This is a genomic window from Methylomonas koyamae (assembly GCF_006483455.1).
Classification (GTDB): Bacteria; Pseudomonadota; Gammaproteobacteria; order Methylococcales; family Methylomonadaceae; genus Methylomonas; species Methylomonas koyamae_B.
The window spans coordinates 126,193-138,934 of the sequence record NZ_PPPU01000014.1; the positions used below are offsets into that span (position 1 = coordinate 126,193).

At 56.0% G+C, this 12,742-nt stretch carries 9 protein-coding genes; 8 read left to right on the top strand and 1 reads right to left on the bottom strand.

Features of this window, described 5'->3' with window-relative positions:
- The first annotated feature begins 125 nt into the window (after nt 1-125).
- The 5 genes from C2U68_RS08830 to C2U68_RS08850 all read left to right on the top strand — a co-directional run bounded on the left by C2U68_RS08830 (nt 126) and on the right by C2U68_RS08850 (nt 8,968).
- Complete coding sequence (locus tag C2U68_RS08830) at nt 126-1,952, top strand: hydrogenase maturation protein (RefSeq protein WP_140912121.1); 1,827 nt, start codon at nt 126-128, stop codon at nt 1,950-1,952.
- A 28-nt stretch (nt 1,953-1,980) separates the two neighbouring features.
- Nucleotides 1,981-3,051, top strand: coding sequence for a hypothetical protein (locus C2U68_RS08835; RefSeq protein WP_140912122.1), 1,071 nt, complete (start codon nt 1,981-1,983; stop codon nt 3,049-3,051).
- 71 nt (nt 3,052-3,122) lie between these two features.
- Entirely contained in the window at nt 3,123-4,181 is a 1,059-nt protein-coding gene (locus C2U68_RS08840) for a hypothetical protein (RefSeq protein ID WP_140912123.1), read from the top strand.
- Between the two features lie 20 nt (nt 4,182-4,201).
- Nucleotides 4,202-6,610 (top strand): phospholipase C, encoded by a 2,409-nt coding sequence (locus tag C2U68_RS08845; protein WP_140912124.1) that lies wholly within the window; start codon nt 4,202-4,204, stop codon nt 6,608-6,610.
- A 264-nt stretch (nt 6,611-6,874) separates the two neighbouring features.
- Nucleotides 6,875-8,968 carry a hybrid sensor histidine kinase/response regulator gene (locus C2U68_RS08850; RefSeq protein WP_140912125.1) on the top strand — a complete coding sequence of 698 codons (2,094 nt, stop codon included), beginning with the start codon at nt 6,875-6,877 and terminating at the stop codon, nt 8,966-8,968.
- Between the two features lie 402 nt (nt 8,969-9,370).
- On the opposite strand, the gene C2U68_RS08855 is transcribed toward C2U68_RS08850, so the two are convergent.
- Nucleotides 9,371-9,895 carry a hypothetical protein gene (locus C2U68_RS08855; protein ID WP_186289553.1) on the bottom strand — a complete coding sequence of 175 codons (525 nt, stop codon included), beginning with the start codon at nt 9,893-9,895 and terminating at the stop codon, nt 9,371-9,373.
- Nucleotides 9,896-10,697: 802 nt separating this feature from the next.
- Between C2U68_RS08855 and C2U68_RS21405 the strand changes: the two genes are divergently transcribed.
- The 3 genes from C2U68_RS21405 to C2U68_RS08870 form a co-directional block, all read left to right on the top strand.
- The gene (locus C2U68_RS21405) at nt 10,698-11,354 is read left to right on the top strand and encodes a hypothetical protein (protein ID WP_222101892.1); all 657 of its coding nucleotides are present in this window, start codon (nt 10,698-10,700) and stop codon (nt 11,352-11,354) included.
- Between the two features lie 361 nt (nt 11,355-11,715).
- Nucleotides 11,716-11,961, top strand: a complete 246-nt coding sequence (locus C2U68_RS08865; RefSeq protein WP_140912127.1) for a hypothetical protein — start codon at nt 11,716-11,718, stop codon at nt 11,959-11,961.
- 140 nt (nt 11,962-12,101) lie between these two features.
- The coding region (locus C2U68_RS08870) for a hypothetical protein (protein WP_140912128.1) at nt 12,102-12,742 on the top strand (641 nt) is incomplete at its 3' end.

Genomic DNA, 12,742 nt, shown 5'->3' on the forward strand with positions numbered 1-12,742 from the left:
GGCTGCGATGCCGTCGCCGGGCGTGTTTGTTGTCCCGCCCATCAATACCGTTTCACCCTGATGTTTTGGAAGGGCGTGCGTCATGGGCTACGACAGCCATAAACCAGAGTAATCAGGAGTATCCCATGCGTGTCTTATTAGTTTCCACAGCATTCTCAGGCCTGACCCAGCGTTTTTTTACCGAACTCAACGATGCCGGCCATGACGTCTCTGTCGAATTGCATTTAGGCGACGAAGCCCGGCTGTTGGAGGGGGTTGAGCTGTTTCATCCCGAACTTATCCTCTGCCCGTTTTTAACCCGGCGCATTCCGGCCACGATTTACCAGCGCTACACCTGTCTGATCGTACACCCCGGCATAAAAGGCGACCGCGGCCCGTCCTCGCTGGATTGGGCCATTCAGGAAGGTTTGCCGGAGTGGGGAGTAACCCTGCTGGCCGCCGACGCGGAAATGGACGCCGGGCCAATCTGGGCCAGCCGCACGTTTCCGATGCGCGCGTCCACCAAAAGCAGCTTGTTCAACCGGGAAGTGACGCAAGCCGCAGTCGAGTGTCTGTGGGAAGCCATGAGCTACATACAGGCTCCCAGCTTCCGCCCGGAACCCCTGAATTACGGCAATCCCAGCATCACCGGCAGATTGCGCCCGGCGATGAAGCAGAGCGATCGCGCCATCGACTGGCAACAGCACAGCAGTGCCGAAATCGTGTCCAGAATTCGCGCTGCGGACGGCAGTCCCGGCGTACTGGATCAAGTGTGCGGTCAGCCGTTTTACCTGTTCAACGCCCATGCCGACGACCAGTTCATCGGTAAACCCGGCAGCATCGTGGCGATCGCCGAACAGGCTATTTGCCGGGCCACCGTCGACGGTGCGGTCTGGATTGGCCATCTCAAACCAAAGCGGGCGGACGGAAAGGGCATTAAGTTGCCGGCCGCAATGGCATTGGGTGACCTGCTCCAAGCGCCACGGCAGGGCATGGCCCGCTGGTTCGCAACCGGGGTCAAACGCCTGACGATCGATCACTTGAAGCCGGGCCGACAATATCCGCTACAGGAGATCTGGTACGAGTTGGAAGGGGACGTGGCCTTTCTGCACTTTACTTGCCACAACGGCGGTATGAGTACCGATCAATGCCGTTTACTGCTGAAAGTGTATCGCTATCTGGCGGGGCTAAGCGTCAAAGCAATCGTATTGATGGGCGGTGAGGATTTCTGGTCAAACGGCATTCACCTCAATCACATCGAGGCCGCCCAAAACCCGGCGGACGAATCCTGGCTGAATATCAACGCCATCGACGATCTGGTCAGACAAATCATCCAGACTCCCGACAAGCTCACCATTGCCGCTGTGGCCGGCAACGCCGGTGCTGGCGGGGCGATTCTAGCGTTAGCCGCCGATCTGGTTTGGGTGCGGGATGGGGTGGTGTTCAACCCGCATTACCGCAACATGGGCGGACTATACGGTTCGGAATATTGGACTTATCTCCTGCCCAGGCGGGTGGGGGCGGAGGCGGCGGAGCGTTTGTCGACAGCCTGTATTCCGCTCAGCGCCAGGAAAGCATGGCAACTGGGTATGGTCGATCAAGTGCTGGATAGTTCGCATGCCTTGTTTGTCGCCCAAGTCAAACACTTGGTACGCCACCGTCTCGAAAACGACGCGTTATTGCGGGAAGAACTGGGCGCCAAAGCCGGTCGCCGTTGCCGCGACGAAGCCGAGCAGCCGTTGGCGGCTTATCGTCAGGCAGAGTTAGCCCAAATGTTCGAAAACTTTTACGGCAGTGGCGACTACCACGAGGCCCGCAAGGCTTTCGTGTTCAAACAGGCCGCCAAAGACACGCCGCTCGCTATCGCCAGCCATCGGCAAGCGGAAGCCAAAGCCCAAGTGGTTCGGCAACAGCCGTCGCGATCGGTATCGCCCGACAGATCGCGCAATGCCGGCGCTTTACAAAACTCTTGAGATTAAAACTTAACCAGAGGTGAACGAAATGACTACCAATCTGCAATTGGATAACTCTTTAACCGCGAATTCTCAAGCGGTGACCGACCAAAACGGCAACCGCAGTTCTCTTAATATTTCCAGCGATAGGTTGGGCATCGGCACCGCCGACCCGAAAGCCAAACTGCACGTCAGCGCCGACATTGTGGCCGGCACGGACGCCAACGGCTATCGCTATATTTTCCACACCAGAACCCATGCCGGTGGCGATTTTCTGCATATCACCGGCGACGATGCGAATGGCAACTGGCAGTGGGATAGAGGGATTTCATTGGTTAAAGCGACCGGAAATGTGGGCATCGGTACAGCCCATGCCAGCCAGCGGCTGACGCTGGGTTCCGGCAATGTGCAATTGCCAGCGCCTGTAGGTGGCGAGCATGGCAATCTGTATTTCGGCGGGATAACCGACCAAGGCCAGGTTGGCATGCGTCTGTTCGGCGGCTACATAAACAACACCTATCAATCCGGCTTTATCGACGTACGTGCCGGCAACCTGGAAAACGGCTTGGTATTCCGGGTGGACGACGTGCAAGGCGGTATGGAACGGATGCGGATCAACGCTAACGGTAACGTCGGTATCGGTACCCAAACCCCGGAAGAAGCCTTGCATGTGGCCGGCAATATTGCCGTCAACGGCGATATTCGCCTGCTCAACGCCGATTGCGCCGAGGACTTCGACATCTGCGACGCGGATATCGAAGCCGGAACCGTGATGGTATTGGGCGACGACGGCTCACTGCATCCAAGCAGCCAGGCCTACGACAAGCGCGTGGCCGGCGTGGTGTCCGGCGCCGGGCAATACCAGCCCGGCATCGTGCTGGACAAACAACCGACCGGCAAGCCGCGCAAGCCGATTGCCTTGATGGGCAAGGTGTATTGCAAGGTCGACGCCGAGTTCGGTGCCATCGACGTCGGCGACTTGCTGACCACCTCGCCGACGCCCGGCCATGCGATGAAAGCCGGTGATGCCGCACGCGCCTTCGGTACCGTCATTGGTAAAGCGTTGCGGCCGTTTGCGGATGGCCAAGGCTTGGTGCCGGTGTTGGTTGCGTTGCAGTAAGGGCAGTGCGCTAGCCAAACGTTTTCGGCCGTTTCCGGCCTGTATCCATCTATTTCTCTGGGAGTAAAACCATGGCGACCAATTTGCAGCTAGAAAACGCCCTGAGCGACCAAGCTCAAGCGGTAACCGATCAAAACGGTACTCGCAGTTCCCTTAGTCTATCTGCCGAGCGGGTCGGTATCGGTACCGCGGTCCCGCAAGGCAAACTCGACGTCGCCGGCAATCTGGTGTTAAACGGCAATCCCAGCACCCAATTGTCGGCCAACGGCGACAGCATCAACTTGAAGGGCAACGGCAGTATCGTGCTCGATCTTAGCCCGATTGGCGGTGGGCAGTTGCATATTGCCTGCAACCGCGACGACAACAAAATTTATCTGGAAGGATTCAGTTCCGACGGCAACGGCCATGCGGCGGAGCTGTTGATCACCGGGCGCTACACCCAGCCGATCCCGCAATTTACCGTGAACGCCAAAGCGGCCAAGATCGCCGGCAGCCCCTTGATTTTCGATTTGAGCGGCAGCGGCGGCGGCCAATTGTTGATCGGCAACAATTTGAACGATAACCGCATCTATCTGGAAGGTATCGGTAGCGACGGCCGCAGCACTGCCGCGGAGATTCTGATCACCGGCGCTTTTCCCAACAAGGTCCCTCGGTTTAGCGTGTTGGCGGACACGTCGTCCTTCAATGGCGATGTCGAAGTGTCCGGCGATATCCGCTTACTCAATGCCGACTGCGCCGAGGATTTCGACATCTGCGACAGCGAGGTCGAAGCCGGCACTGTGATGGTGCTGGGCGACGACGGTGCGCTGCATCCCAGCAGTCAAGCTTATGACAAACGGGTGGCCGGCGTGGTATCCGGCGCCGGCGACTACCGGCCCGGCATCGTGCTGGACAAGCAACCGACCGGCAAGCCGCGCAAGCCGATTGCCTTGATGGGCAAGGTGTATTGCAAGGTGGACGCCGAGTTCGGCGACATCGCCGTCGGCGACTTACTGACCACCTCGCCGACGCCGGGCCACGCGATGAAAGCCGGCGACGCCCTTAGCGCTTTTGGCGCGGTGATCGGTAAAGCCTTGCGTCCGTTGAAAGGCGGTAAGGGCTTGGTGCCGGTTTTGATTGCCTTGCAATAACCAACTTTAAGGAGGCGAACATGCCTAGTTTACGCAGTAGCGGATTAATAATCGGCTCATCGGTCAGTATTCGGCAACTGGCGAAACCCTACAAATTGCCGAAGCCGCTATCGGTAAGGCAACTGATGGCGGCTATGGGTATCCCAAATTACCAGGATGCCGGCATCAAACGGCAACGGCTGTTACCGTTGGCATTGTTTCAGCGCAAATTCGACGAGTTTGTCAATTTGCGGGAACGCATGTTGTTTCAAGTCCGGCTCTCCGGTAGCCAATTCGGCGAAAACTGGGTGTTCGTGCATTTTGAGGACGAGGTTTACGGCACCCGGCGCCTGCTAACCAAGAAACGTATTGGGGGCAAATTTGTTCGGATCAACGACTTAGGTACCGATCGCATCCGTTTGACCATGGGTTCGCCGCAACCGGGTGCGCCCGCTGAGATCGGCATCGAAGTTGAGTTCGAGACCAAAGGCGTGGAGCCGGAAATCCAGATCGAATGGTTACCCGACGTCAACATCAAAAAACTGAAATTTAATTTTGCCGTACCGCTGATGCTTGATGGCGAGCAACGGCTATTGAATATCGCCGGCTTCGATGACTTGGTGAAGCAGGCTCTGCTTGGCGTTCAATACAAGGCGCTGGATAGCAGGCTTATGCTGGCAGTCGTCGAATTCAGAGGCAAGGTATTCAAGGCGACCGGTTCGGTCGGCGCTAAAGCTTCGCTGCGGGACGATTTGCGAGTGCAGCTTTACAAGGAATTCATCCGTGTCGACATAGACTTTGATTGGGTCCCCGGAGATAGTCTGATCATCAAGAAAGTCGAAAAACTGTTCACTGACATTGGCGCAGCAATACTGGTGCAACTGGCTAAGGGTAGACGGACCGCGAGCGGCCACGAGCCCGGCCTGAACCGCTACCTCAGCGAATGGTTGCTGGGCAAGGATACTGCGGTGGTCGGGGCGTGGTGCGACGGCAGCCGGCTGTTGATCGACTATTTGGGCGGAGAACAGCGTCCGCCGATCCCGGAAACGCCGCAGGCGCCGTTGCCGCCCGGCCGGTTGGCCAACATCGACCATATCGTAGTGCTGATGATGGAAAACCGATCCTTCGACCACATGCTGGGTTATCTGAGTAAAGAAGGCGGCGCCGACGGCCGGATTCGCAGCGACATCGACGGCCTGAACGGCAACGAAACCAATTCGTACAACGGCGTCGATTACCCGTCTTTTCCGTTGCCCGGTACGCTGTTCATCGAAGACCCTTGCCACGGTTTTACATGCGTCAAGACCCAGGTCAACTGGGACGACGCTAACCCGCCGAAGGGCCGTATGGATGGTTTTGTCACCAGTTTTGCCGAAAAATTTGCCGCCAAAGGCACCGATCCGGGCAAGGTGATGGGCTATTATCAGGCGCCACAAGTGCCGGTATTCGATGCCTTGGCGCGGGAGTTCATGGTTTGCGACCGTTGGTTTTGCGCACATCCGGGGCCAACCTTTCCGAACCGTTTTTACCAAGTCACGGGCCGCTTGAGCCGCAACGCCGCGAATAAGTTTGAAGTGGGAAATCCCAAATTTTCCGGGGGCGCCACTTTGGCGGATGATAAAACCATTTTCGAACACCTGAGTGCGGCCGGTGTGTCTTGGCGTTATTACGAACACGGTTACGGTTTTCTGCGGCTGTTCGACCGTTACGTGTTCGACAATGACCGGGTATTGGATGCGCGCGATCCGGAGCATGGCTTTTATGCTGCCGCGCGCAACGGCACGCTGCCGGCGGTGACGTTTATCGACCCGGACTTCATCGATGCGCCGCCGGGCGCCGACGACCACCCTCCCACCGATATCGGCCACGGCCAGCGTTTGATCGGAGAAGTGGTCAATGCCTTGATGGCCGGGCCGGGTTGGGACAAAACCTTGTTGATCATTACATACGACGAACACGGCGGTTTTTTCGATCACGTGTCGCCGCCAAGAGCACCGCTGATTTCCGGTGCCGCGACCACCGAGGGTATGGACCGCTATGGCCCCAGGGTACCCGCCTTGGTAGTATCGCCTTGGGTCGAGCGCGGCAGCGTCGCCAAAGAAACCTTCGACCATACCTCTATCCTGAAAACGATTGCCAAACGCTTTCTGCCGAATAACCCGCCGGATATGGGCGAACGCATGGCGCAAGCCAACGATCTGGAGCCGTTTCTGCGTGCCAGCCCGCGCGGCGACAGGCCAGCCATTCCGGTGCCGCCGGCGCCGGCGGTACCGGTGCGTCCGGTGCCGGATTTCTGGGAAGGCGCGGACGACGAGGATTTTCATGCGATGTTGTTCCGCAGACGCTACCAATTCTTCGCCGGCTCGACCCGTGCTAAAGAATGGGATGGAGACGGCGACGGCGATACCGGGCCGTTGCCGGACGGTGGTGGGCCGACTTCGCCGAAATAAGTCGGCCGTTCCGGGTAAGGTCGATCGCCATTGAATCGACTCTGATATGTTTTAACCGGTCGCCTTGAGTGCAGTCGAAGGGCTCAGGGCGAAGGGACATAAAAACAGCGCAAAGTCGGATCAATACACCAAGCTCCGGCGGCCTCGAATTATTGGGTATGTTGATTTGTATATCACTATCCGCTTGCGATAATCGTTAGCCTCCGCTGTCGGCAACCGCTGGTAAATCGGCTAATGCCGTGCGATTGAAACGAGGTTAAACGCATGTCTGCCATAGAATCCAAATATCGAAACGAAATCGAAGTGGAGCGGTTGTGGGTGACGACCGCGATCAGCAATTCAGTGCTGTTAATGCTGCCGTTCCCGGTGCTGATTGTGATCGATCTGTGGCATACCGCGCCGCACAATCAATTGCTGGCATGGTTTGCGTTTTCATCGCTGACCCATTTATCGCGTTGGTCGATTTTGCATTACTACCGGTCCCGCAAGCAGCGCCTGGCGGCAAACATCACGCTGTACAAAATGTTGGTGCTATCGGCCGGCGCGCTGACCAGCTTGGGCTGGATACTGTGTATCGTTATGTTTCTGGATATCGACGACCCCGCCAATGTGTTGCTGGTCTGCTTGCCGCCGATTATCCAGGCCGTGGGGGCGATGATGAGCTGGTTTGCTTACTATCCGGCCGTCTTGATGCTATCGATACCGATCGGCCTGACCTTTGTATTCGAGCTTCTGTATTACGGCGGCGAACATTTCATTGCCGCGGCGATCACGATCTCGTTTCTACCGCTGTTAAGCTACTACTACACGCAAAAATTTTCCAACATGCTTAACCACGCGCTGGAGTTGAGTTTCGAGAATGTCGCGCTGCGCCAGGAATCGGAAGAAAAATCGACCTTGTTGGAAACCGCGTTGGAAAATATGGGGCAGGGCATCGCGATGTCGGACGAGAACGATGGCTTGCGGATGTGGAATGCGCGGTTCAGCGATACCTTGGCCGCGGTCGGCTGCCAAGTCGAACCCGGCAAGAACTTGGCGCAGTTGTTGGCTGCGGCGAATCCGCCGCTGCCGGTCAGCGCCCAAGGCCCGGCCCATTACCATCTGCCCGGCGGCCCGGTATACGAAATTCTGCAGGTACTGTTACGTCACGGCGGCCGGGTGATCACGTTTACCGACATCAGTAACCTGATCAAGCGCGAGTTGGCTCTGGAGAATGCCCGGCGCGACGCGGAACGGGCGAATGCCGCCAAAACCCGGTTTCTGGCCGCGGCCAGCCACGATTTACGTCAACCGATTCATGCGCTGGGTTTGTTTTTCGGGGAATTGTCGGAGCGGGTTCGCGGCGAGAACACGGCGCACTTGATCGATCGGATCGATGACGCTATCGACGCAGTCAATTCGATGTTGAGCGCCCTGCTGGATGTCTCTAAGCTGGACGCCGGCGTAGTCACGCCCGAACTGCAAGCCTGCGATCTCGCCGAGTTGTTCGAGCGGCTGCACGCCGAATTTCAGCCTTTGGCTCAGGAAAACCGCAATACCGTCCGCTTCCGGCCCGGCCGATACCCGGTGGTGACCGATCCGGCGATGTTGGAGCGGATGCTGCGCAATCTGATCGGCAATGCCCTGCGCTATACCGAGAACGGCCGGGTCTTGGTCGGTACCCGGCTGCGCGGAGCGGAACTGGAAATTCAGGTGATCGATACCGGCCGCGGCATACCCGAAGACCAGTTAAACGAAGTCTTCGTCGAATTTCACCAGCTACACAATGCCGGCCGCAACCGCCGTCAGGGTTTGGGGCTGGGGTTGGCCATCGTCAAACGGCTGGCGCGGCTGCTCGGACACCCGCTCCAGGTGCGTTCTGCGTTGGGCAAAGGCTCGTGCTTTTCGCTGAGGATGCCGTTGGCGCTAAAGTCTGCGTCGCGCCCGGCTCAGGCTCAGGCCGGCCATCCGCTGCTGGCGACCACGCTGCTGGCCGGGAAGCAGGTGTTGTTGCTGGATGACGATAGCAGTGTGTTGGAGAGCATGAGCGGCCTGTTGTCGCGTTGGGGTTGCCGGGTTTTGGCGGCGGCATCCTTGTCGCAAGCTTTGGACGAGCTGGCGCGGGCGGATTCGGCGGTAGACTTGCTGATTACCGACTATCGGCTGGCCGATAGCGTTTCCGGGATCGATTTCGCGCGTGATTTGCGGGAAACACTGGGCTACCGGTTCGAGGTGCTGGTCGTCACCGGCGATACCGGTCCCGAACGCTTACGCGAGGCCGATGCCAGCGGCTTTCCGTTGCTGCACAAGCCGGTCAATCCCGCCAAACTACGTGCAACCTTGCAGCACTTGCTTGGCGCGGCAAATGCCAGATCGTGAGGGGCGGCATCAAGCAAACTACGACGGCGTTCCAGCAAATTCGAAGTGATCGGCTTGCCAAAACGGGAGGAGTCCATATACGGATTGGGAGCGTAGCGACAATCCGCCAAAATCCAAACCAAGCGCAAGATCAAATGGCGCAGGTATATCGCAAGCCATCAATGGTGGATTGGTTCGCGAATCCACCTTACGCCAATCGTTTATCTGCCGTACGGCCGTTCGATCAAAACAGCCGGGCATTCAGGTTGGATCGCCGTCATCGCTTTTGATTCAAACCCAGCCAGATTTTGAACGCCTTGGATCGGCCAAAAGCAGTCTATCGAGGTGGATTTCTGAATGACCGGTTGATGCTGGATACTGCTCTTTTAATTAACCCGAAGAAGTAACCTGCGCTACGCGGATTTATCGCGTAGCGTCCGTGTTGACTGCCGGGTTAGCGATATTGATTTCATCGCATTTTTCATTTTCAAATTCATTTCCCCAATCCCAGATTGCGCGACAGGTACTTAGGACGATGGATTTGCGCATTTTTTTAACTACAACTTTGCTATAACTCGGTTGCATCGTGCAGTAATTATTTATGTACCCAGGCTCGGTTAGGTAGTCTTCGTCGTTGATTCGAATTGAAGCTAACCACACGGTTCCAGCGCTACCGCATTCGCCATGATCTGATGGAGGCGTTGCGAACACACGTGCTTCAACAGCGGAATCGCCTACTGAGCAACGAATAATATTCTTGCTCTTAACCAATTTCGTCGTTCCTGGCTTGGGCTTGATACTCCCGCTAGAACTATCTACGATCCCCTCAAGCGTAAGCGATTCGCCGTTACAGTTATATGTGGCACCAACAATTGCCCAGTCGGCGAAGCCATTACTCGCAGCAAATACGATTAGCAACGCAACTACTAAATATTGAAGGCGACACATAGATATCGCTAACTAGTAATTGGATGGTTTCCGTATATTTACCAAAAATACTCGTTGAAGCGATAATTTATTGATATGCATATAATTGTCCCTTCTGTATATCATCGGTGACGAAAAAATTATGTCTGGTAATGATCCAATTGCTGCCATTGAATCATGTTAGCTGATAGACCGCAACGGGTCGGTTGTGCCAATTTGCCACGTCTAAAAGCAGTCATTCGAAACTGGCGTAACGACACCGAATCGATGGCTGAGTTTTAATCGGAACCGGTGGCGGTTTTCAATCGGAATGGGTGGCTGGTTTGGACTGGAATATGCCAGCAGATACAAATTCACCAAGTCCTCCAGCCAATTGACCTGAGCCCCGTTTTCTCCAAGCCCCGGTAAGGGCGCTTGTGGAAACCGAATTGGCACTTGTGCCTTGATGGGTATTTAATGCTCCGGAAAATAAGCTCGACCCAGGCTCTGCTCGACGCGTACGTCCGGTTGTGCTTACGCTGGCTGTACGACAGGTTGTTGCCGGGTTTGCCTTTGTCGTTGATGCGCCAATTCAGGCCGAGATGCTGCGAGTCTTTCTTGTCGTCACGGAAGATTTAATCAGCGTTTCCCGCTGCGGCTAAAAGGTCAAATCGGAGCTAGCCGACGGGAAGAAACTCGACTTTGGGCGACTCTGAACATGGACTAGACTCTTTGTTAACGTCGTTCAAAACTTAGCGAAATGGTCCTTGCCGACCAAGCTTGACCCGACAAGAAAACGGTTGGCAATTCGCTACTACCTTCACCGTAACCCCAGGAGAGTCTTATGCTACGGCGCTTTAAACCCCTGATAATCGTCACTGCCACTGCTGCTTTGATCAGCATGAGCGGCTGTGTTGTCAATCCGAATAATTCGAACGGAAGTTCTTATAACCACAATCTTGGTCAGGAGCTTAAAACCATCCTGGTCTACGACTTGAAGGGCAAAAACGTTTATCAAGCGGAAAACGAATTGCGTGATCGCGGATACGACGAATACGGCCGGGAAGGTCCGCGCAGTTGGTGGTTTAACGAGCAAAAAAATGAGTGTTATGAATTCGAAGAAGAGAACAACAAAGTTCATAAGATACATCTGAAAGGCCGGCATGATTGCGAAAACGCTCCGGGCAACCGTTACGGGCGGCATCACGATCAACAGCATAATTCCGAGCATAACCAGCGTTACAACAACCAATACAGCAACGGAAACAACAGCCACTTCGGACAAACGCCAAACAGTTTGTCCGACATGGTGGGCGCCCGTGCCGGACAGGCTGAAGGGGAGTTATCGCGGCGCGGCTACCACTTTTCGCGCTCGTCCTCCTCGGTTGACACGCCAACCCAGTTTTGGCGGGAAAACCACAGCGGCGCGTGCGTATCCATCGTTATAAACGAGGGCCGTTACCAGTCCATCGTCTACACGGCAGCCGATGCTTGCAACTGAGTCAATCCAAACAGGCTGGCCAGAGCTGCAGCTGTTTCGACGGCCGTTCGGCTTTGCTGCATGCACGGGATAGCCGCGGCCCGCCTAGCAAGTAGCCTGGATGGAGCGTAAGCGGAATCCGGGATTTGACGACTCGGAATCCGGCGCGGATTTATATCGTGCAATCCGGTTGGGTTTTAATTCGATTCTGTGTTCCGCGTTGCTTAATACGGGCTACGACACGAAATTTCCTGATCGCCGGATTAAGCACGTTCGGCTCAATCGCAGGGCCGTAGGCTGGGTAGAGCAACGCGAAACCCAGCGGAGACTTAAATGACCAAGTTTCTTTGCATTTCATGCTACCGGCCATATTCCCTGTGCGTTGGAGCTCGGCCAACCGACCGGCCGCTGCCCGTTTGGGGGTGTTCGCAAGGGCGCAGGCAATGCCGAAGTCCGGATCAATCGTAACGGCCGCGGCGAGCGGCGTATCGAGTTCATTTCCGGTCAGCCGGCTTTTTACGACGACAATTTGAAGTTGATATTCGAGCGCTCCGGCGATTTGTTTTTGATTCGAATCGGAAATGAGGAACGCTACGAAATCCCGGAGGCGGTGGCTGCCGGCGGCTAGCGCTTAAGGTTTTAGGTTGTTTATCCCCGGTTATAGCGGTAACAAACGTGACCAATTGACATTGCCGGCGGATGTTATAGTCCGCAACGACCGGCTAGATTGTCCCTAATCGTCGCTAACTTGAAACAACGGAGTACACCATGACCAAATTACTCAGCTTACTCACCGGCATCGTGTTGACGATGAGCCTAGTAGCCACCGCCGAGGCGGCGAGCAAACCCGTGCAATTCCCCAAAGGCAAATCCAGCGCGACCATCAAAGGAACTGTCAAAGGCGGCGAAGACGTCGATTACGTGTTGCGAGCCAAGGCCGGCCAGACATTGAATGTGGATTTTAAAGCTGACAAAGGCGCGGCCTATTTCAACGTCATCCCCCCTGGCAGCACCTATGAAGCCCTATTCGTGGGGATGAACGAAGGTGACCACTACTCCGGGACGCTACCGAAAGACGGTGATTACATTATTCGCGTTTACCTGAAAGGCAATGCCAAAAACTCAGGCAAACCGATCAATTTCACCATTAACGTGGGTATCCCTGCCAGCAACGCGACTACAGACAGCGCGGACAGCAATGTCAGCCTGACCAGCGCTGCGGAAAAGGCCTGTATGGCGGCCGTTGCGAAACAAGTCGGCACCGACAAAAGCCTACTGAAGATTAAAGAAATCTTTTCCTCGGAAACAGGCATGGCGATTATGGTGCTCGTCCCCGAAGCCACTGCACCCTGGAAATGCTTTTCCGACGTGAGAGGCAATGTGTCCGGGGTAGAGAGCCGGCCCCAAAA

Excerpts from the sequence above, each read along its gene's own strand:
- C2U68_RS08850 (WP_140912125.1), top strand. The coding sequence starts at position 6,875 with ATGTCTGCCATAGAATCCAAATATCGAAACGAAATCGAAGTGGAGCGG.
- C2U68_RS08830 (WP_140912121.1), top strand. The coding sequence starts at position 126 with ATGCGTGTCTTATTAGTTTCCACAGCATTCTCAGGCCTGACCCAGCGT.
- C2U68_RS08855 (WP_186289553.1), bottom strand. The coding sequence starts at position 9,895 with ATGTGTCGCCTTCAATATTTAGTAGTTGCGTTGCTAATCGTATTTGCT.
- C2U68_RS21405 (WP_222101892.1), top strand. The coding sequence starts at position 10,698 with ATGCTACGGCGCTTTAAACCCCTGATAATCGTCACTGCCACTGCTGCT.
- C2U68_RS08835 (WP_140912122.1), top strand. The coding sequence starts at position 1,981 with ATGACTACCAATCTGCAATTGGATAACTCTTTAACCGCGAATTCTCAA.
- C2U68_RS08845 (WP_140912124.1), top strand. The coding sequence starts at position 4,202 with ATGCCTAGTTTACGCAGTAGCGGATTAATAATCGGCTCATCGGTCAGT.
- C2U68_RS08840 (WP_140912123.1), top strand. The coding sequence starts at position 3,123 with ATGGCGACCAATTTGCAGCTAGAAAACGCCCTGAGCGACCAAGCTCAA.